The 21247-nt window shown below is 50.8% G+C and carries 14 protein-coding genes, 1 tRNA gene and 1 pseudogene; 9 read left to right on the plus strand and 7 right to left on the minus strand.

Going from position 1 to position 21247, the window contains the following annotated elements; genetic code table 11:
• Window positions 1-815: 815 nt before the first annotated feature.
• From WCL58_RS10390 to WCL58_RS10405, 4 genes are read left to right on the plus strand one after another with little or no spacing between them, the layout of a single operon-like run.
• On the plus strand, window positions 816-3410 hold the full coding sequence (locus WCL58_RS10390; RefSeq protein ID WP_336851090.1) for a sensor histidine kinase: 2595 nt from the start codon (window positions 816-818) through the stop codon (window positions 3408-3410).
• A 20-nt stretch (window positions 3411-3430) separates the two neighbouring features.
• Entirely contained in the window at window positions 3431-4084 is a 654-nt protein-coding gene (locus WCL58_RS10395) for a response regulator (protein WP_099783224.1), read from the plus strand.
• Window positions 4062-4661: an HNH endonuclease gene (locus WCL58_RS10400; RefSeq protein ID WP_336851092.1), complete on the plus strand. Its 600-nt coding sequence runs from the start codon at window positions 4062-4064 to the stop codon at window positions 4659-4661. The genes WCL58_RS10395 and WCL58_RS10400 overlap by 23 nt, the downstream gene beginning before the upstream one ends.
• A 5-nt stretch (window positions 4662-4666) precedes the next feature.
• Window positions 4667-6253 carry an Eco57I restriction-modification methylase domain-containing protein gene (locus tag WCL58_RS10405; protein ID WP_336851093.1) on the plus strand — a complete coding sequence of 529 codons (1587 nt, stop codon included), beginning with the start codon at window positions 4667-4669 and terminating at the stop codon, window positions 6251-6253.
• 196 nt (window positions 6254-6449) lie between these two features.
• Here WCL58_RS10405 and WCL58_RS10410 read toward each other — a convergent pair.
• From WCL58_RS10410 to lptF, 5 genes and pseudogenes are all read right to left on the minus strand, one after another.
• A pseudogene (locus tag WCL58_RS10410) lies at window positions 6450-7678 on the minus strand (tyrosine-type recombinase/integrase).
• A gap of 199 nt (window positions 7679-7877) precedes the next feature.
• Window positions 7878-7962: transfer RNA gene (locus tag WCL58_RS10415), tRNA-Leu, on the minus strand.
• Between the two features lie 1060 nt (window positions 7963-9022).
• Window positions 9023-9739 (minus strand): LuxR family transcriptional regulator, encoded by a 717-nt coding sequence (locus WCL58_RS10420; RefSeq protein WP_336851094.1) that lies wholly within the window; start codon window positions 9737-9739, stop codon window positions 9023-9025.
• 135 nt (window positions 9740-9874) lie between these two features.
• Entirely contained in the window at window positions 9875-10945 is a 1071-nt protein-coding gene (gene lptG, locus WCL58_RS10425) for an LPS export ABC transporter permease LptG (RefSeq protein WP_019453290.1), read from the minus strand.
• Window positions 10945-12039 (minus strand): LPS export ABC transporter permease LptF, encoded by a 1095-nt coding sequence (gene lptF / locus WCL58_RS10430; RefSeq protein ID WP_019453291.1) that lies wholly within the window; start codon window positions 12037-12039, stop codon window positions 10945-10947. The genes lptG and lptF overlap by 1 nt, the downstream gene beginning before the upstream one ends.
• Window positions 12040-12321: 282 nt before the next feature.
• On the opposite strand from lptF, the gene pepA reads away from it, so the two are divergent.
• The 5 genes from pepA (at window position 12322) to WCL58_RS10455 (ending at window position 19943) form a co-directional block, all read left to right on the plus strand.
• Window positions 12322-13833, plus strand: coding sequence for a leucyl aminopeptidase (gene pepA / locus WCL58_RS10435; protein WP_033636874.1), 1512 nt, complete (start codon window positions 12322-12324; stop codon window positions 13831-13833).
• Between the two features lie 232 nt (window positions 13834-14065).
• The gene (locus WCL58_RS10440; protein WP_336851095.1) at window positions 14066-14515 is read left to right on the plus strand and encodes a DNA polymerase III subunit chi; all 450 of its coding nucleotides are present in this window, start codon (window positions 14066-14068) and stop codon (window positions 14513-14515) included.
• Window positions 14516-14527: 12 nt separating this feature from the next.
• Entirely contained in the window at window positions 14528-17404 is a 2877-nt protein-coding gene (locus tag WCL58_RS10445; RefSeq protein WP_336851097.1) for a valine--tRNA ligase, read from the plus strand.
• Between the two features lie 200 nt (window positions 17405-17604).
• Window positions 17605-18108, plus strand: a complete 504-nt coding sequence (locus WCL58_RS10450; RefSeq protein WP_336851099.1) for a GNAT family N-acetyltransferase — start codon at window positions 17605-17607, stop codon at window positions 18106-18108.
• A 227-nt stretch (window positions 18109-18335) separates the two neighbouring features.
• Complete coding sequence (locus WCL58_RS10455; protein ID WP_336851100.1) at window positions 18336-19943, plus strand: GMC family oxidoreductase; 1608 nt, start codon at window positions 18336-18338, stop codon at window positions 19941-19943.
• Window positions 19944-19958: 15 nt separating this feature from the next.
• On the opposite strand, the gene miaE is transcribed toward WCL58_RS10455, so the two are convergent.
• The gene (miaE, locus tag WCL58_RS10460) at window positions 19959-20723 is read right to left on the minus strand and encodes a tRNA isopentenyl-2-thiomethyl-A-37 hydroxylase MiaE (protein ID WP_015376459.1); all 765 of its coding nucleotides are present in this window, start codon (window positions 20721-20723) and stop codon (window positions 19959-19961) included.
• Window positions 20724-20775: 52 nt separating this feature from the next.
• Window positions 20776-21201: a ribonuclease E inhibitor RraB gene (rraB, locus tag WCL58_RS10465; protein ID WP_025305115.1), complete on the minus strand. Its 426-nt coding sequence runs from the start codon at window positions 21199-21201 to the stop codon at window positions 20776-20778.
• Between the last annotated feature and the right edge of the window lie 46 nt (window positions 21202-21247).

The raw sequence follows: 21247 nt of genomic DNA on the forward strand, positions 1-21247 counted from the left end.
AAATATAGTCATTCTCCCCTTGAGAATTACACTTTTAAGTGATTCAGGGTATGCGCTTACTGGTCACGAATATTGAGCGAAAATCATGTGATGAGCGCCACTTTTCTTTCAAGCCAGTAGGTGATCTACGTTCGCTATCGAACACTCAGGGCATGCAGACTAACTGCTGGCTATATTTTTTTCGAAGAACGTGGAATGAATACCGGTTGATTGCTGAAAAATCGGAAATCTCAAAAAGTGGGTAGAACTAAAATGGGTGTGCTTACACCATCAAATGCTGGTAACATGGCGCGGGGCAGGTTCTAAAAACCAAGGTCGGGCGGTAGCGTGTTTTCAATGACACAAGATTAAGCAATTGGCACCCTGCATAGTAAATGAACTAGCTTACGCTCCTGTTAGCGTTCCAGACCTTCCTATAGTTAAAGCATAGCCTCCCGTGTTATTTATACTCGAATTTAATCAGTGGCAACCCGGAAAAATAACTCAACGTGATGATTTTTTTTCGAAGTATATGAGCGAATGAGTTTTTACACACGACCTTGACACGTGACTAAGGGCTATCTAACTAGATAACAGAGTATAAATACCCATGTTGTAGAAATAAACATTGAGTATTAAATTCATGCATAAAATTAGCATTAAACATATAATTTAAAATCATGAGAAAAGCTCAATAACTAACAACCCAAAACACACAAAGACTATATTAATGACTGTTCTCTAACAATGAGAGACATTTATCACAATACCCTATAAAAAAGTTCATCCAACTTACAGCATTAATATCTAATTCAAAGAAAAGGTTCGTAACGCTTATGGATAACGCTAAAGAGTTTGTTAATTTTAATGTTTCGGCACGAACAGCTCGTCTTATTGGAAGAGAAAACGTTGCGACATCTGACGGCGCTGTTATAGAATTAGTAAAAAACACATACGATGCCGATTCAGAATATTGCATTGTTTATTTTGATATACCTTACCCTACAACACCTGAAATAATAAAAGAGGAGAACTTCAGTCAATTATCATCACATGCACTAAATATGCAATTAAACCTACAAGATTTTTATGAGCAAAATAAAATCACGTTTGAATGGGAAAGAAATGAATTCAATCCTACCAAAGGAACTCTTTCTGAAGAGATAGAAAGATTAAAAAAAGAAAGAGCCACTGAAAATGAAAAGTTAAGAGCTTTCTTTGGCTCATTCACAAATATTTATATCATTGACAATGGCGAAGGGATGGATTCTGAAACGATAAAGAAAAATTGGATGACAATAGGCACAGATAATAAAACCTATGATATTAAATCTAAGGGAGGTAGAACAAAATCTGGAGCAAAAGGAATTGGTCGATTTGCTCTGGACCGTCTTGGTCGGCTTTGTACATTAAAAACAAAAACTGAAAAATCCAATGGGATAATTTGGAAAGTTGATTGGGATAGTTTTGAGCAAAATGGAAAGAACATAAATGAAATCTATGCCACAATTGAAGTTCCTGACATAAACAACAACATAAATACATTGTCTATTTTCCCCTCTGAAGTCATAGAGCAAATAAAGAAAGGGTTAAGTAAAAGAAAAAATCCATTAGATTTAGAAAAAACTTTATCGACTGGTACAATTATTAAAATATCGTCCGTTAGAGATCATTGGAATGAACTCGCAATAAGAAACTTAAAGGACAGGTTAGAATCTTTAGTTCCACCATCCGAAGATACATCATTTCAATTATTTTTGTTCTGCAATCATACATCCAAATATAATGGGCTATTGCAGCCAGAGGTTTGCGAGGATTATGACTACAAATTAGAAGTTAGCTTAGATAAAAAACTTAATTTAACCGGGCGAATAATTAGAAATGAGTATCGAATAGAAGATATCCCTCCGGAATTTTTCCAAAGTGATGAAACACAAAATTTAAAAGATAAAGTAAAACATTTAAACTTCCCATTATCAAATTTAATGCCGGGAATCAATGATATGGAGTTAAGTAAAACAGGCCCATTTTCCTTCACTCTCTATTTCATGAAACGAACTGTACCTAATAAATCAGACACTGAAAAATATTATCAAAAGAAAATTGATACAACTAAACGCAGTCTATGGCTTGACAGCTATGGTGGTATAAAATTATTTAGAGATAACTTTAGAGTCAGGCCATACGGAGAAAGAGGCAGTTCTTCATGGGATTGGTTAGAACTTGGTAACAGAGTAGCTCTTAACCCTGCTCAGGTTAGTCGACATCGACACTGGAAAGTAAGCCCCAATAACATCACTGGTGTAATCAACATTTCGAGAATTGACAATCCATATCTTGAGGATAAATCCAGTCGAGAAGGCGTTCAAGAGAATGAATCTTTTTTATTCTTTAAGAATATTATTGAAAAGTTAATAAAAATATTTGAAGATGATCGTAGCTTTTTCTTTAGTGAACTACTTAAATTTAATCAGAAGAACTCCACATCACCAAGCGATGGAGAAATATCCAAGAGAGATATAGAAAAAGCGACACAAATTGCTAACGATATTTATCAAAAATATAAAAATAAAAATGATGGTTCAAAGCGAAAGTCGAAAAAAACAGATAACGAAACCATTGCCACTGTTTATTTAAAAGAAAAAGAGGAAAAAGAAGAGTTAGAACAAGAACTAACCGAAATGCGTGAGGAGAACTCCCTGTTAAGAGTATTCGCATCCAGTGGAGTGACAATCGCCTCTTTTACTCATGAATTAGAGAATCTTCAGATTAAGTTAGGAAGTAGGTTTGATGAGATAAGGCAATTAATCTCGCCCTTAATTGATGAGGCATCACTTTCTAACACCTATAAATATGACAATCCTTATTATCGATTGGAATTATTTGAAAAAGAAGATAAAAAATTAAAGCAGTGGTTACAATATACACTTAGGACCATACGCAAAGATAAACGAAACCAGCAATACATTAACATTTCAGATTATCTTGAAAATTTCAAAACTGAATGGAGTGATACATTAGAGGAGCGTTGTGTCAATCTTACACTACAGAATAAAAGTACTGATTATAGCCTAAAATCATATGAAATTGACTTGGATTGTATTTTTAACAACCTTCTAATAAACTCCTTAGATGTCTTCATTCGCAATGAGGTATCGAGTGAGTTTCGAAATATAGAAATTTCCACTGAAAAACTACCTGATGGGTTCCATATTAAATATAAGGATAGCGGGCCCGGATTAAGCAAGGATATCACAAATGCACAAGATATCTTTCAAGCAACCTATACCACAAAACGGGATAATTCGGGTAAAGAAATCGGTACTGGTATGGGTATGTGGTTAGTAAAAAAGTCACTTGAACAATACAATGCCACTTGTGAAGTCTTATCAAGTACTTCAGGTTTTTCACTTGAAATAATATTCCCATAAGTAAAGAGAAGGAAAAACTTATGAATAAATTTAGGATGGGATACCTTGATGAAGATGAGTCAGATATAGCACGTTTCTACGATTTCATAAAAAAATATGATATATATGAGTTTATTGACTTCAAACCTAAGTCATCTATTGAAGAATTAATAGATGAAATCAATTCAAGCAACTTAGATATATTAGTTATTGATTTTCAAATCAATGAATATGTTAACATTAATTATAATGGAGTAAAAGTATTTGACTCCATTAGAAATAAGAGAAGAAATTTCCCTTGTATTATATTAACGTCATTTGCAGATGATGCCATTTCTGAGTCTTTCGACACACATATAGTATACAGCAAAAGTATTCCATTTGGCAGCGACACAGAAAGTAAAAAGCTATTTGAATTTAAAATCCGTAAAAGCATCGAACATTACATTAATGAATTACAAAGAGCATCTAGTGAATTTGCAGAACTAACGTCATTAAATAACTTGACATTAGAACAAGAGAACAGACTCATCGAATTAGATGATTTTTTAGAGTCTAGCTTAAACAACGATGTGAAATTACCAAAACACTTAAAAAACCTACAGCATGTCGAGAACATTAAAGAATTAGTCGTTCGTGCTGAAGATATTTTAGAGAAACTGGATGCTTTATATGTTCCCACTGAGAAAAAATGATCCAAAACGAACAGCACAAAAAAAATTAAATAAATACAACTCATATAAAGAAGCCTTATCAAAGGACTTTTTTTGCTGTTGTGGCTACTGCGGAGCTCATCATGTATATTACGGTTCAGGAAAATGTTTTCACATCGATCACTTTGCTCCAAAAAGCAAGTTTAAACATCTAGAGAATGAATATAGCAATTTGGTTTACTCTTGTCCAACTTGCAACATTGCCAAAAGTAATGACTGGTGTGGTAATAATGAGAACGAGTCTATTAGCAACGGCATTGGATATATTGAACCTTGTGACACCCAATACTCTGAGGCGTTTTATAGAGACTCATCAGGAAAAATAAGATATAAAGAGGGCAATTCAGCAGCAAAGTACATGTATGACAAACTTAAATTTGGTTTAAGACGTCATGAAATATTTTGGTTAGCTGATTATTTTTATGAACTGGTGCCAAGAATAAGCCGAAAACTTAAAGAAACCCCAGAGAACAATCCATTGCATGTCGAGTTAAAGTCATTATTGCTAGACGTCATCGATCAAATGGATAAATATCGACAACTACAACGAGAATTGTAAAAACAATGAGTAAAGAATTCGGGGTTTTTTATACACCACAATTTCTTATTGATTTTATTATAGATAAAATTTCACCTAATATTTTGAAAACGAAGAGCGTTAACGTTCTCGAACCAAGTGCTGGTGATGGGCGTTTCATAGATAGCCTTATGAAAAAAAAACCTCAGTCATCTATAAATGCTTCTCTAGTTGAAATAAATAAGAAATCCGCGAAATCTCTTAATAAGAAATTCACTAACAAAAAAAATATTAAAGTTATAAACCATGACTTTTTATATTATGAGAACGAGAAAAATTTTGATATCATCATAGGCAACCCACCATACATATCCAAAAAGCATTTAACAAAAGAACAAATAGAGAAATGCCGTGATATACTCCTAGCAGCATCAATACCAACCTTAGCAGACAGGAATATATGGACTTCATTTATTATTCGCTGCACTAAAATGCTTGATGAAAATGGAGTTATGGCTTTAGTTCTCCCATTCGATTTACTACAAGTTAAGTTCGGTAGTTATATACAGTCATATCTTACATCAAACTTTTCGCGAATAGAAATATACACTTCAAATAAGTTGGCTTTTGATAAAACTGAACAAGACACTATAATTCTATTCGCATATAAGAATGCCAAAGACAAAGGCTTATTTATAAACAACCTCTCATTTCATGAAAATGAAAAGAACAAAGCCAATCTAATATATCACTCAAAAAATGAGTGCAGAGAGTTAATTTCTCAAGACAGTAATATTAAATGGAGCTCATTAAGCTTATCTGATTCCGAATTGATTTTCTTAACAAAAATATCTAGTAAATTGAAAGGAATAGGGGATTATGTAACATCCAGACCAGGGATAGTAACCGCAGCCAATAACTTTTTCATAGTTCCGAAAAAGAAAATAGAAGAATATTCCTTACACAATTACGCTCTCCCAATACTTCAAAAGAGTCAGTTTTTTCAAAAGAAAATAATTTTCAACAAAAATGATTTCGAACATCTTGTTAAATTAGACAAGCCGAGCTTTTTCGTTGACTTAACTAATTATGTTAGGGATTCATGTGAACGAGTTGAAGACTATTTGAAACTTGGTGAATCTTTAGGGATTCATCAGCGGTACAAATGTCAAAGAAGAAAAAACTGGTACATTGTGCCAAAAGTATCACCTGGTGAAGGTTTTTTCTTTAAAAGATGTAGTGAATACCCTAAGATTCATAAAAATGATTATGAAATCCTTACAACAGATGCTGCATATAATCTCACTATTAATGAAGGTTACAACATTGACTCTTTAATTTACTCATTTTATAACCCTTTAACTTTATGCTTTGCTGAATTATATGGAAGATATTATGGTGGTGGCGTATTAGAACTTGTTCCAAACGAGTTTAGAAAGCTTCCGATTCCGTACAGAGAAACGTCACCGGAAGATTTTTTAAATTTTTCTGAAAACTTTAACAACAAAGTTAACATTGATGAAATCTTATTAAGTAGTGGCAAGAATGTATTATCATATTTTGTAGATGAAAATGAATTCAAAAAAATACTTAGTATATATAAAAAACTTATTCACCGTAGATTAAAAACCTAATGTAGTTACCCAACTCTACCGGTAGGGTTGGGTAACTATATGCGACATTTATTAACACTGCCGTATAAATACTTCAATTTACATACCCTTACATAAAATAAAAATTTCAAATTAAAAAGCCGAGCATCTGTATTTCTATAAGATGGTTAGCATGCGTTTATAAACAATTAAGTTATTTCTTTATTATTAACGATATTTATAGACCCCTCTCAAAACCAAACGGACTAATAGCCTTATCACGATTTATTTCCAGAAAATCAACCTACCACTGCACATCAATCGACGATCATCAAGACGGTCCGCTTGTGAATGTAAGCCGTGCGCAAAGAGTTGCGCTCCATATGGCTCATCTGCCGTTCTACAGCATCTCTCGACCGCAACCCCGATTCAATCAACGAGCTATAAGCCATCGTCCTGAAGCCATCCCCACAAACATCGACCTTTGTGTCATAACCCATAACGCACAGCGCCTTGTTAAGCGTGTTTTCACTCATAGGTTTGCGAGGATCATGATCGTCAATGAAAACAAAATCACACTCACCACTGCTCTTGTGAACCTGTTAAGGATTGCTAATGCCTGGCGAGATAACGGTACTAGATGAGGTATCCGCATTTTCGAGCCACGCCTTGAATGCCTCACACCTTCAATAGCTTTTCTTGCAGCCGGTATCGTCCGCATTGCCGCATCGAAATCGATCTCAGACCCGCGGGCAAATCGCAATTCACTGGAACGAATGAAGATTAACAACGTTAGCTCAACAGCCAAGCAGGTCAAAGGGCGTCCCGTGTAACAGTCACAGTTCAGGTAGGCGTTTCAACTCAAGCGCTGGGCGATGGACACGACTACTGGAAGCAACTGCTCCTGCCATTTCCTGAGCGGGATTGTAATCAATCAAACCACTTTGCACCGCATATCGTATGATTACTGTAGTTCGCTGCTGAAGGCGAGAAGCAACTTCAAAGCGACCTGTTGCCTCTACAACTTTCATCGGTGCAAGCAGGTCGCTGGTCTTCAACTCTTCAATACTACGCTTGCCAATAGCAGGAAACAGATTGTCTTCTAAGCTCTTCAGCACCCGTCGACTGCAATCCTCTGACTATTTCTTATTAGCTGCGTGCCTCTCTCTGGCAACTGACTCAAAGGTAATGGCCTCTTTTGCCTGCGCCTCTTTTACAGCACGCTTATGCTCGCGAGGATCGATTCCTGCAGCAACAAGCTTTCTGGCCTCTTCCCTCTTTTGACGAGCATCAGCTAATGACGTTTCAGGATAAACCCCAAACGCTATCAGGTGCTGCTTACCACTAAAGCGAAAACGGAACCGCCAGGTTAGGGTGTATCAGCAAAAACATGCCATCTCCATCGACAAGGGTGTACTCCTTTTCCTACGGTTTCGCAGAACGCACTTTAGTATCTGTCAGAGCCATAAAAGTTCTCCTTTCATGTGCCACTGTGAGTATACAATCATTATCGAACCAGCATATATACTCGGTTCTATACTCACAAGCGACTTGATGTGGGTTGACTCAGATTGACTTCTATTGAAAGGAAAATCGCGGAAAGCCTTGTGTGGCGCAGATTTCAGGCACAAAAAAAGACGTCCGTTGACGTCTATTGATGTTCCGATGGTGCCGAAGGCCGGACTCGAACCGGCACGTATCTCTACGGTTGATTTTGAATCAACTGCGTCTACCGATTTCGCCACTTCGGCACTGAAGTAGTATGCGGAAAACGGGTGAATTATACCTTCCCGCGACCAGCACGCAACACTTATCCGTTGTTCAATGAGTTAAGTGTCGAAAAAACCGCCGCAACGCGCGTTTGCCCGCCCCCTCTTCCTCCTGTGCACCCTTCCCAACCACGTTGATGATGAGCAGACTGTTGCAACGAGCATCCAGGATCAGGCGCCGCACTCACGCGATATCGTCCGATTCCAGATTCCAGCCTCGTTGCACAGAGCAATGATGGCTCCTGTGCCGGACGTCATTCACTCCCGCTGCTCACCGCGCTAGCGAGATTCGTTCAGGAGTCCGGCACGTCGTTGGTCGCAACCCGCCCCCCCATCACCACGGCCTCACCCAGCTCCTATCAAAAATAAAATAATCCCCAGCCGTAATGGCAATGCTGCAAATAATTGCATAACAATGTGTCAGTCAATAAAGAATGAGGTTGCGCAACATTTCGAGAACACTATTTTTTCATTGGTAAATATCAGACGGGAAATAAAAGAGAGGAACAACGGCATCAAGAGAGAGGCATTATTTCCGACTGGAAAGGCTTCGAACTAAAATCACCACAAAATAGCGTACATACGTAACAAAATAGCAACTCAAGGCGTAAAAACCAGCAGAGAACACTTGCCTCTGCAGAGTTAATAGCTTTAAGATGATGTAAGAAAATTTTCCCTGGTGTTGGCCAATATTGGCAACCTGGCCCTACGTGGTCAGGTTTTTTTTTGTATTTTTATCAAAAAATTACCGGGAAAGTGTATCGCCTTACGGGGTGAGAAACTAGTTAGACTAAAGTACAGTCCCTTACTAGACCTTTATCAGTTCAAGCTGGTGATTATTTCAAAGCACAGAGATCGGGGCCCGCACTTTATTACGCCCTTCACTTGAAGCGCCACGCGGCTAAATCAATACCGATTAACGCCCGTCATTTCCCGAATCGAAAGACGCTGTTCGCCAGCCGATATTTTCTCCCTTTAGACGTATCACGCTGATGAGTTCTGCGCAGCCGTTGCCTCAGTATTCCACGGGCTAGCTAGCCCGTCACTCCACCGGTTTAATCAGCCGCAGCTCCATCCCCAGGCGCACGGCATGTCGGGCATTCGTGACCCCCAACTTTTTGACAATGTTGGACATATGAAACTTGATGGTGCCGGTCTTTATGCCCAGGATCATCGCCGTTTCCTGGTAGGTTTTACCCACGCTGGCCCAATAGAGGATCTCGTTCTCCCTGTCGGTAAAACGGGCGTTTCTCTCCAGCGCTGCGGCGTTTTTTGCTGACAGTGGTGACAGCGCCAGATAGGACTCATGCAGCGAGGCCAGCAATACTGAAATGTCGCCTTTACGCTCGGTGAGCGCCTGGATGGCTTCCATTTTCTGTTCCGCGCTAAAGGCAAAGGAAAGCGTGACGAGATTGTCGTTGTAATCGTGCAGCACGAAGGTATAGCCATGCGTCACGCCAAACTCGCGGGCCTGCTCGAACAGTTCGGGAAAGTGCAGCCCTGCGTCAGCCATAATTTGCTCGTCCCAGGCGAACGGGGTCAGGCGGTTGCGGGCGGTAAGTACCACCGGATCAATGTACTGCAACCCCTGCTCCTGATACTTTTTTACCCATTCACTCGGGTAGTTGGTGACGCCAAAGATGCAGGCAATGTCTTTTTTGGATAACACCACATACGCCCACAGGAGATCGCCCAACTCCCCAAGTGCCGCTTCAAGGCGCTTGCCGATAATGTTGCTGAGATTATATTCGTCTTCCATTGGCTGCCTGCTCCCTTTCCCTGCATTGCCGCTGAAGTGACTATAACACGACAAAAACCGCAGGCGGAGGCCTGCCGCACCAACAAAAAAGGCGCGGCCCCGCGGCCACGCCTTTCTTCACTACCGCTCGCCCCGCTACTTGCGTTTGAGCAGCATATACACGCTGATCAGCAGGAACAGCATGCTCGGCAGCAGCGCGCCCAGCACCGGCGGCATGCTGTAGACCATGCTCAGCGGACCGAAGATCTGATCCAGCACGTAGAACAGGAAGCCGAAGCTGATGCCGGTCACCACGCGGATACCCATCGGCACGCTGCGCAGCGGGCCGAAGATGAACGACAGCGCCATCAGCATCATCACCGCCACCGACAGTGGCGAGAAGATTTTGCTCCACATGTTGAGCTGGTAACGATTGGATTCCTGGCCGCTCTGCTTCAGGTACTTCACGTAGTTGTGCAGCCCGCTGATGGAGAGCGAATCCGGATCCAGCGCCACTACGCCCAGCTTGTCCGGGGTCAGGTTGGTTTTCCATTCGCCGGTCAGCGTCTGGGTACCGGTTACCTGTTTCGGGTTGGTCAGATCCGAGGTGTCCACCTGCGAAAGCTGCCACAGGCCGTTCTCGAAGCTGGCGGTGGCGGCATAGCGCACCGTCTCGAGGCGACGCTGGTCGTTGAAGTGGTAGATGTTCACACCGGAGAGTTCTTTATCGCCGGAGACGCGCTCGATGTAGATGAAGTCGTTGCCGTCCTTCGCCCACAGCCCGCTCTTGGTGGAGAGCAGCGAACCGCCGTACATCTGCTGGGCGCGGTAGTTGCGCGCCATCTGCTCACCCTGCGGCGCCACCCACTCGCCGATCGCCATGGTCAGCAGCACCAGCGGAATGGCGGTTTTCATCACCGAGCCGGCGATCTGCAGGCGGGTGAAGCCGGAAGCCTGCATCACCACCAGTTCACTGCGCGTCGCCAATTGGCCCAGGCCGAGCAGCGCGCCGAGCAGCGCCGCCATCGGGAAGAAGATCTCGATGTCTTTCGGCACGCTCAGCAGGGTATACATGCCGGCGCTCAGCGCGGTGTACTCGCCCTGGCCGACCTTGCGCAGCTGATCGACGAACTTGATGATGCCGGACAGCGACACCAGCATGAACAGCGTCATGATGATGGTGTTGAAAATCGTTTTACCGATATACCGGTCTAATACGCCAAACATCAGGCCGCTCCTCTCAGGCGTGCGCGCAGCTTGCGCATCGGCACGGTATCCCACAGGTTCAGCGCCAGCGCGATCGCAAAGTAAACGCCGTTAACCAGCCACAGCCACAGCATCGGATCCAGCTTGCCCTTGCCGGCGTTAGAGCGCAGCGAGGTCTGCAGCAGGAAGAAGATCAGATACAGCAGGATGGCCGGCAGCATGCTCAGCACGCGGCCCTGGCGTGGGTTCACCACGCTGAGCGGCACCACCAGAAGCGCCATCAGCGCCACCGAGACCACCAGCGTCAGGCGCCAGTGCAGCTCGGCGCGCGCGTCCGGATCGTCGGATTCCCACAGCGTCTGCATCGACATCTGTTCGGATTCGGTGTTGTCCGCCGCCACGGTGCGGTGGCCAATCACCGCCTTGTAGTCGGTGAAGTCGGTAATGCGGAAGTCGCGCAGCAGCGCGGTGCCTTCAAAGCGAGTGCCCTTGTCGAGCGTCACCACCTGCGAGCCGTCTTTCTGCTGCACGATGTTGCCGTGCTCGGCCACCACCACCGACGGGCGTTGGTTGCCGTTCGGCCGCAGCTGCGCCAGGAACACGTCGTTGAAGGTGCTGCCCTTCACGTTACCGATAAACAGCACCGCGTTGCCGTCCTGCGAGGGTTTGAACTGCCCTTCCGCCAGCCCGGCGATGCTAGGGTTAGCCTTGGCTTCGTTCACCACCACGTCCTGATAGCGCGAGGCCCAGGGGCCGGCCCAAAACACGTTCACCGCCGCGACCGCAGAGGTGAGCAGCGCCAGGATCATGGCGGCGATAATCAGAGTGCGTTTGCCCAGCCCGCAGGCATGCATAACGGTGATTTCGCTCTCGGTATACAACCGCCCAAGCGTCATCAGCAAGCCGAGAAACAGGCTCAAAGGCAGGATGAGCTGCGCCATTTTCGGCACGCCCAACGCGAGCAGGGAGAGTACTAAGTTTGTCGGGATATTGCCGTCCACCGCGTCGCCCAACACCCTGACCAGGTTCTGACAAAAGAAGATCAGAAGCAGGATGAACAGAATGGCGATTTGGCTCTTGAGCGTTTCCCGTACCAGATATCTTATGATGATCACGCTTATTACGCCTGTGAAAACTTGTCTTTTTGCAGGAAAATCGATAATTTCATCGTTAATCCGCCATTTATTCTCATCATATGGCAACCTTCACAGCTAAAATAGTATTACAACATCAAGCCGTTTGGGTGTCCTATAGGAACTTGCTTATAGTCGCCAAAACAGAGCAATTTATGCCGTTCAGGTTAACATAATCCGTTAACTCAAATGGCAGGAGATCGTTACGGAGTCGGTTATTCTAGCCGTAGCGTCCGCCTTTGTCTTTAAGATTCAGGAGAGTGCATGGAGTTCAGTGTAAAAAGCGGTAGCCCGGAAAAACAGCGCAGTGCCTGTATTGTAGTCGGCGTTTTCGAACCGCGCCGCCTGTCCCCTATCGCAGAACAACTCGACAAAATCAGTGATGGTTATATCAGCGCATTGCTGCGCCGTGGCGAACTGGAAGGCAAGGTCGGGCAGACGCTGCTACTGCACCATGTGCCCAACATTCTCTCCGAGCGCATCCTGCTGATCGGCTGCGGCAAAGAGCGCGAGCTCGATGAGCGCCAATACAAGCAGGTGATCCAGAAAACCATCAATACCCTCAACGACACCGGCTCGATGGAAGCGGTCTGCTTCCTGACCGAACTGCACGTGAAAGGCCGCAATACCTACTGGAAAGTGCGTCAGGCGGTAGAAACCGCCAAAGAGACGCTCTACACCTTCGATCAGCTGAAAAGCAACAAGGTGGAGCCGCGTCGTCCGCTGCGCAAAATGGTGTTCAACGTACCGACCCGCCGTGAGCTCACCAGCGGCGAGCGCGCTATCCAGCACGGCCTGGCGGTGGCTTCCGGCATCAAGGCGGCCAAAGATCTCGGCAACATGCCGCCGAACATCTGTAACGCCGGCTACCTGGCCTCGCAGGCCCGCCAGCTGGCGGACGCCTTCAGCACCCACATCACCACCCGCGTCATCGGCGAACAGCAGATGAAAGAGCTGGGCATGAACGCCTATCTGGCGGTCGGCGCCGGTTCGCAGAACGAATCATTGATGTCGGTGATGGAATATAAGGGCAACCCAAATCCGGACGCTAAGCCGATCGTGCTGGTAGGCAAAGGGCTGACCTTCGACTCCGGCGGCATCTCGATCAAACCGGCCGACGGCATGGACGAGATGAAATACGACATGTGTGGCGCGGCGACCGTGTACGGCGTGATGCGCGTAGTGGCGGAGCTGAACCTGCCGCTGAACGTGATCGGCGTGCTGGCCGGCTGTGAAAACATGCCGGGCGGCCGTGCTTACCGTCCGGGCGACGTGCTGACCACCATGTCCGGCCAGACCGTCGAGGTACTCAACACCGACGCCGAAGGCCGTCTGGTGCTGTGCGATACCCTGACCTACGTCGAGCGCTTCGAGCCGGAGCTGGTGATCGACATCGCCACCCTGACCGGCGCCTGCGTGATCGCCTTGGGCCACCACATCACCGGCCTGATGTCGAACCACAATCCGCTGGCGCACGAGCTGCTGGGCGCTTCCGAGCAGGCCGGCGACCGCGCCTGGCGCCTGCCGATGGCCGACGAGTACTACGAGCAGCTGGACTCCAACTTCGCCGACATGGCGAACATCGGTGGCCGCCCTGGCGGCGCCATCACCGCCGCCTGCTTCCTGTCGCGCTTCACCCGCAAGTACACCTGGGCGCACCTGGATATCGCCGGCACCGCCTGGCGTTCCGGTAAAGCCAAGGGCGCGACCGGCCGCCCGGTGGCGCTGCTGTCTCAGTTCCTGCTCAACCGTGCAGGCCTGAACGGCGACGATTAAATACCCTTCATCTTTCAAGCTGCAGCGTTGTTGGCCGCATTCGTTCACCCCAGTCACTGACTTGATGTCAGCTCCTGGGGATGAACGAACTTGCCGCCTAGCTGCAACTTGAAATCTATTGGGTATATAATCCTCTCAGCAGCGAAGGGGTAGAGTTATCTGCTCCGTTCCCTAAAAGGGCGCAACCTACATGTTGTGCCCTGTTTTTTTTATCGGCAGCGGTGGATCCTTAATGAAACAGGCGACGTTTTATTTGCTCGACAACGCGGAACCGTCTGGTGCGCTCAGCGCCCATGAGGCCGTGGCCTGCGCCGTTGCCGCCAGCAGCTTCCGCGCCGGCAAGCGGGTGCTGATCGCCTGCGAGAGCCAGGAGCAGGCCCAGCGGCTGGACGAAGCGCTGTGGCAGCGCGAGCCGCATGAATTCGTGCCGCACAACCTGGCCGGCGAAGGGCCGCACTACGGCGCGCCGGTGGAACTGTGCTGGCCCGGCAAGCGCGGCAACGCCCCGCGCGATCTGCTGATTGCCCTGCTGCCGCAGTTTGCCGATTTTGCTACCGCTTTCCATGAAGTGGTAGACTTCGTTCCTTACGAAGACACTCTGAAACAGTTGGCGCGCGACCGTTACAAGGCCTATCGCAGCGTCGGCTTCCATTTGAACACGGCTACGCCGCCAACTCACTGAATACGATAAAGAATGGAAAAGACAAACAGTCAGCTCGACACCGCATACGACCCAAAACAGATCGAACAGAAGCTGTACGATCATTGGGAGAATCAGGGTTACTTCAAGCCGAACGGCGACACCAGCCAGGAAAGCTTCTGCATCATGATCCCGCCGCCGAACGTCACCGGCAGCCTGCACATGGGCCACGCGTTCCAGCAGACCATCATGGACACCATGATTCGCTATCAGCGCATGCAGGGTAAAAACACCCTGTGGCAGGCGGGCACCGACCACGCCGGCATCGCCACCCAGATGGTGGTGGAGCGCAAGATCGCCGCGGAAGAAGGCAAAACCCGCCACGACTACGGCCGTGACGCGTTCATCGACAAAATCTGGCAGTGGAAGGCGGAGTCCGGCGGCACCATCACCCGCCAGATGCGCCGTCTGGGCAACTCCGTGGACTGGGAGCGCGAGCGCTTCACCATGGACGAAGGCCTGTCGAACGCGGTGCGCGAAGTGTTTGTCCGTCTGCACAAAGAAGACCTGATCTACCGCGGCAAGCGCCTGGTGAACTGGGATCCGAAGCTGCGCACCGCCATCTCCGATCTGGAAGTGGAAAACCGCGAATCCAAAGGCTCCATGTGGCACCTGCGCTACCCGCTGGCCGACGGCGCGAAAACTGCCGAGGGCAAAGACTATCTGGTGGTCGCCACCACCCGTCCGGAAACCGTGCTGGGCGATACCGGCGTGGCGGTCAACCCGGAAGACCCACGCTATAAAGACCTGATCGGCAAAGAGATCATTCTGCCGCTGGTCGACCGCCGCATCCGCATCGTCGGCGACGAACACGCCGATATGGAAAAAGGCACCGGCTGCGTGAAGATCACCCCGGCGCACGATTTCAACGACTACGAAGTCGGCAAACGCCACGGCCTGCCGATGATCAACATTCTGACCTTCGACGGCGACATCCGCCAGGAAGCGGAAGTGTTCAACACCCTGGGCGAAGTCTGCACCGAATACTGCAACGAGATCCCGGCCGAGTTCCGCGGCCTGGAGCGCTTCGCGGCGCGTAAAGCGGTGGTTGCCGCCTTCGATCAGTTGGGCCTGCTGGACGAGATCAAACCGCACGACCTGACGGTGCCTTACGGCGACCGCGGCGGCGTGGTGATCGAGCCGATGCTGACCGACCAATGGTACGTGCGCACCGCGCCGCTGGCCAAAGTGGCGGTGGAAGCGGTCGAACAGGGCCAAATCGAGTTCGTACCGAAGCAGTACGAAAACATGTACTTCAGCTGGATGCGCGACATTCAGGACTGGTGCATCTCGCGTCAGCTGTGGTGGGGCCACCGCATCCCGGCCTGGTATGACGTGAACGGCAAAGTCTACGTGGGCCGCAGCGAAGAAGAAGTGCGCAGCGAGAACAACCTGGGCGCCGACGTGGTGCTGACCCAGGACGAAGACGTGCTGGACACCTGGTTCTCGTCCGGCCTGTGGACCTTCTCTACCCTGGGCTGGCCGGAGCAGACCGACGCGCTGAAAACCTTCCACCCGACCAGCGTGATGGTCAGCGGCTTCGACATCATCTTCTTCTGGATCGCGCGCATGATCATGCTGACCATGCACTTCATCAAGGATGAAAACGGCAAGCCGCAGGTGCCGTTCAAGACCGTCTACATGACCGGTCTGATCCGCGACGACGAAGGCCAGAAGATGTCCAAGTCGAAAGGCAACGTGATCGATCCGCTGGACATGGTCGACGGCATCTCGCTGGAAGATCTGCTGGAAAAACGCACCGGCAACATGATGCAGCCGCAGCTGGCGGAGAAAATCCGCAAGCGCACCGAGAAGCAGTTCCCGAACGGCATCGAGCCGCACGGCACCGACGCCCTGCGCTTCACCCTGGCGGCGCTGGCCTCGACCGGCCGCGACATCAACTGGGACATGAAGCGCCTGGAAGGCTACCGCAACTTCTGTAACAAGCTGTGGAACGCCAGCCGCTTCGTGCTGATGAACACCGAAGCGCACGACTGCGGCTTCAACGGCGGCGAGAAGGTGCTGTCGCTGGCGGATCGCTGGATCCTGGCCGAATTCAACCGCACGGTGAAAGCCTACCGCGAAGCGCTGGACACCTACCGCTTCGATCTGGCGGCCAACATCCTGTACGAATTCACCTGGAACCAGTTCTGCGACTGGTATCTGGAGCTGACCAAGCCGGTGGTGAGCAACGGCAGCGAAGCGGAACAGCGCGGCACCCGCCACACGCTGATCACCGTGCTGGAAGCGCTGCTGCGCCTGGCGCACCCGATCATTCCGTTCATCACCGAAACCATCTGGCAGCGCGTGAAGCCGCTGACCGGCACGACCGCAGACACCATCATGCTGCAGCCGTTCCCGGCCTACGACGCCGCGCTGGAAGACGAGCAGGCGCTGAACGATCTGGAGTGGATCAAGCAAACCATCATCGCCGTGCGCAACATCCGCGCCGAGATGAACATCGCGCCAAGCAAAGCGCTCGACGTGCTGCTGCGCAACTGCAGCGCCGACGCCCAGCGCCGCGTGCAGGAGAACCAAAGCTTTATCGCCCGTCTGGCGCGTCTGGAATCCATCGCGCTGCTGCCGGCCGGTGATAAAGGCCCGGTCTCCGTCACCAAGCTGGTGGACGGCGCCGAGCTGCTGATCCCGATGGCCGGTTTCATCGACAAGGACGCCGAGATCGCGCGCCTGGCGAAAGAGATGGGCAAGTTGGATGCGGAAATCGCTTCGATCGAAGGCAAGCTGGCGAACGAAGGCTTCGTGGCGCGCGCGCCGGAAGCGGTAGTCGCCAAAGAGCGCGATCGTCTGGCGGCCTGCAAAGAAGGCAAAGTGAAGCTGCAGGAACAGCAGGCGACCATCGCCGCGCTGTAATCCACCGGCTCACGCCAACGCCTGAAAAACAGCGGGGTCTTCCCCGCTGTTTTTTTATCGCCGTTGCATCCGGGCCGGGTTAGATGTTATTACAAGATATTACTGCTGCAGGGACGCCGCCGGGAAATAACCCCCGGCGCGTTTCGTGCTGCGATAAAAACGAAAAACGAACGTGGTCTCTTTCAATGGCGAGTGTAAACATGACAACAGCAACCCCGGCGCGCCTGCTGGTGCGCCCCATCACGGCGGAAGACAATCCCACCATTGCTCACGTCATTCGCGAAGTCTCCGCCGAGCACGGCCTGACGGCGGATAAAGGCTATACCGTCTCCGATCCCAATCTGGACGCCCTGTATCAGCTCTACAGCCTGCCGCGCAGCGCTTACTGGGTGATCGAGGTGGACGGCCAGGTCGCCGGCGGCGGCGGCATCGCGCCGCTGCAGGGCGGCGCAGACGATATTTGCGAATTGCAGAAGATGTATTTCCTGCCGGTGTTGCGCGGCAAGGGATTGGCGAAACGCCTGGCGCTGCAGGCGCTGGATTTCGCCCGCCAGCACGGCTTCCGCTGTTGTTACCTCGAGACCACCGCCAGCCTGACGCAGGCCGTCGCGCTGTACGAACACCTGGGCTTCGAACACATCGACCATGCGATGGGCGCCACCGGCCACGTCGATTGCGAAGTTACCATGCTGAAAACGCTGTAATCGCCCCCCGCCCTCTCTATCATGGCGCAGCTTGCTGCGCCATTTTATTAATATCGCAATCAATCAGTAAAACTCGCTATAACGCCGTTTTTCAAGCAGATAAACTGACGTTAAAAACCACGATGTAAATTTAATGTGAAGTTCGTTAATAAATTAACGATCTCAAATTGACCGTTTTTCCCCCCGCGTTACTCTGCCAGTATCCCAATCGCGCACGGAGAGCTGTCATGTCGGAAAACACCTTTGATTACATCATCGTCGGCGCCGGTTCCGCCGGCTGCGTGCTGGCGGCGCAGCTGATCCGCCGCACCCAGGCGCGGGTGCTGCTGCTGGAAGCCGGCGGCGACGACAATAACCTGTTCATCAAGATGCCGGCCGGGGTGGCCAAGATCATCGCCAAAAAGAGCTGGCCCTACGAGACAGAGCCGGAACCGCACGCCAACAACCGCCGCATGCAGATCGCACAGGGCAAGGTGCTGGGCGGCAGCAGCTCGGTCAACGGCATGATCTACCTGCGCGGCCAGCCGCAGGACTACGACGACTGGGCCAACCGTTACGGCTGCACCGGCTGGAGCTACCGTGAGGTGCTGCCCTACTTCAAACGCGCCGAGGCCAACGAAAGCCTGTCGGACGACTACCACGGCACCGACGGGCTGCTGCCGGTCAGCGAAAACCGCTACCGCCACCCGCTCAGCATGGCGTTTATCCGCGCCGGCCAGGAGCTGAACCTGCCCTATCGCAACGACTTCAACGGCGACAGCCAGCACGGCGTCGGTTTCTACCAAACCACCACCCACAACGGCGAACGCGCCAGCACCGCCCGCACCTACCTGAAGGCGGTGCGTGACGAACGACGGCTGGTGGTGAAACTGAACGCCCTGGCGCACCGGCTGACCTTCGAGGGCAACGTCGCCACCGGCGTGGTCTACAGCCAGAACGGCGGCGCGGAAGTCACCGCGCGCGCCACCAAAGAGGTGATCGTCAGCGCCGGCGCGGTCGGTTCGCCGAAGCTGCTGATGCTCTCCGGCATCGGCCCGCGCGACCACCTGCAACAGCTGGGCATCGAGGTGCGGGCGGATCTGCCGGTGGGTAAAAACTTCCACGACCACCTGCACATGTCGATCAACGTCAGCACCCGCGAGCCGATCAGCCTGTTCGGCGCCGATCGCGGCCTGCAGGCGCTGAGCCACGGCGCGCAATGGCTGGCGTTTCGCAGCGGCGTGCTCTCGTCCAACGTGCTGGAAGGCGCCGCCTTCACCGACAGCCAGGGCGACGGCCGACCGGACGTGCAAATCCACTTCCTGCCGCTGCTGGACAGCTGGGACGACGTGCCCGGCGAGCCGCTGCCGAACATTCACGGCTTCACGCTCAAGGTCGGCTACCTGCAGCCGAAGGCGCGCGGCGAAGTGCAGCTGCGCAGCAGCAACCCGCGCGATCCGGTCAAGCTGCACGCCAACTACCTCGGCCACCCGGACGATCTGGCCGGCAGCGTGCGCGCGGTGAAGTTCGGCCTGGATTTCCTGCAAACCGCGGCGCTGAAGCCGCTGATCAAAGATCTGCTGATGCCGCAGCCGGAATGGACGCGCGACGAAGCGCAGCTGGAAGAGTTCGTACGCAACTTCTGCAAGACGGTGTATCACCCGGTGGGCAGCTGCCGCATGGGGCCGTCGCCGCAGGACGCGGTGACCGATCCGCAGCTGCGGGTGCACGGTTTTGAACGGCTGCGGGTGATCGACTGCTCGGTGATGCCGCAGCTCACCAGCGGCAACACCAATGCGCCGACCATCATGCTGGCGGAAAAGGCGGTGGATCTGTTGCTGGGCGCGCCGCAGTAGGGGCGCGCCTCAACCTCAGGCGGCGGCGGGCACGCCGCTGTGGAAGCGCAGTTCGCTGTCCGGCGACAGGATCAGCTCAGCTTCGAGACGGCCGAAATGCGCCACCCGTTCGCTGATGTCGCCGCCGGCGATCTGTTCCGCCAGCGTCAGGTAGTCCTGATAGTGACGCGCTTCGGATCGCAGCAGCGAGACGTAAAAGCGGTTCAGCTCGTCGTCCAGGTGCGGCGCCAGTTTGGCGAAGCGTTCGCAGGATCGCGCTTCGATGTAGGCGCCGCAGATCAGTTTGTCGATCAGCGTCGCCGGATCGTGGGTGCGGATCTCGCGGATCATGCCCTTGGCGTAGCGGCTGGCGGTGATCTTGCGATACGGGATCCCGCGCGCCTGCATGATCTCCAGCACCTGCGAGAAGTGATGCAGCTCTTCCTTGATTAACAGCACCATGCGATCCGCCAGATCCTGGCCGTAGGCCGAGCCGTTTTTCGGCAAGATCTTGCGGGTGAACTGGCCCTGGCGGAACAGCGTGTCCGGCGCGCCCTGCGCCTCGTGCAGAAACGCCTCGTAAGGGCGCAGCAGCGCCAACAGCGCGTCGCCGCTCTCTTTGTCCGCCACGTAGCGGCGGATCAGCCACATGCCGGTCTGCGCGGCTTTCAGCTCGCACACCAGGTGGTCGGTCAGCAACAGCTGCAGGTTTTCCGGACGGCGCGCGGCGTCGATCCAGGCGTCGGGCGTTTCACAGTGCAGGAAGCTTAAAATCGGGGCTAACAGGGATTGGTATGTCATGGCGTTTATCAGGGGCCGGCGAGAACCGGCCCATGTGAATAAGCGGGGTTAATCAGTGGCGTTTGCCGTCGTCGTCTTCGTCGATGTAGTCGCCGTCTTCGTCATCCTCACCGTCTTCACCGTTCGGATCTTCGAAGTAGGTACCCCAGCCGTCGTAATTGACGCCGCAGCGTTCCGCCAGCGCCACCAGTTGCTCGACCTGAGCGTCGATCAGCTCGGCGTTCAGGCCGACTTCGCTGATCACGTCGCAGCACATCACCATCGAGCCGTCTTCCACTTCCAGCTCTTCGGCGTCGGTCACTTCGTAGCCCAGTTTGAAGGCTTCAACGGCGGCCTGCTCCAGAACCTCAAATTTCTCGGCGGACAGATGGTGCTCGATGGTGTAGAGCGCGTCCGGATCGCTGCCGTCTTCCAGCAGTTCTTCGATGATCAGGCGGGTCTCTTCACGTTGTTCTTCCAGCAATTCGCGGTTTGCCATGCCTATATCCTCAAGTCAAATGGCCTTCATTCCTTCTATTTTCACA

Source organism: Serratia sp. TMDUHS_CL (assembly GCF_037137105.1).
GTDB lineage: Bacteria > Pseudomonadota > Gammaproteobacteria > Enterobacterales > Enterobacteriaceae > Serratia > Serratia nevei.

Bases quoted from the DNA above. Each gene is read 5' to 3' on its own strand.
- WCL58_RS10390 (WP_336851090.1), top strand. From the start codon at position 816: ATGGATAACGCTAAAGAGTTTGTTAATTTTAATGTTTCGGCACGAACA.
- WCL58_RS10395 (WP_099783224.1), top strand. From the start codon at position 3,431: ATGAATAAATTTAGGATGGGATACCTTGATGAAGATGAGTCAGATATA.
- WCL58_RS10400 (WP_336851092.1), top strand. From the start codon at position 4,062: ATGTTCCCACTGAGAAAAAATGATCCAAAACGAACAGCACAAAAAAAA.
- WCL58_RS10405 (WP_336851093.1), top strand. From the start codon at position 4,667: ATGAGTAAAGAATTCGGGGTTTTTTATACACCACAATTTCTTATTGAT.
- WCL58_RS10420 (WP_336851094.1), bottom strand. From the start codon at position 9,739: ATGGAAGACGAATATAATCTCAGCAACATTATCGGCAAGCGCCTTGAA.
- lptG (WP_019453290.1), bottom strand. From the start codon at position 10,945: ATGTTTGGCGTATTAGACCGGTATATCGGTAAAACGATTTTCAACACC.
- pepA (WP_033636874.1), top strand. From the start codon at position 12,322: ATGGAGTTCAGTGTAAAAAGCGGTAGCCCGGAAAAACAGCGCAGTGCC.
- WCL58_RS10440 (WP_336851095.1), top strand. From the start codon at position 14,066: ATGAAACAGGCGACGTTTTATTTGCTCGACAACGCGGAACCGTCTGGT.
- WCL58_RS10445 (WP_336851097.1), top strand. From the start codon at position 14,528: ATGGAAAAGACAAACAGTCAGCTCGACACCGCATACGACCCAAAACAG.
- WCL58_RS10450 (WP_336851099.1), top strand. From the start codon at position 17,605: ATGACAACAGCAACCCCGGCGCGCCTGCTGGTGCGCCCCATCACGGCG.
- WCL58_RS10455 (WP_336851100.1), top strand. From the start codon at position 18,336: ATGTCGGAAAACACCTTTGATTACATCATCGTCGGCGCCGGTTCCGCC.
- miaE (WP_015376459.1), bottom strand. From the start codon at position 20,723: ATGACATACCAATCCCTGTTAGCCCCGATTTTAAGCTTCCTGCACTGT.
- rraB (WP_025305115.1), bottom strand. From the start codon at position 21,201: ATGGCAAACCGCGAATTGCTGGAAGAACAACGTGAAGAGACCCGCCTG.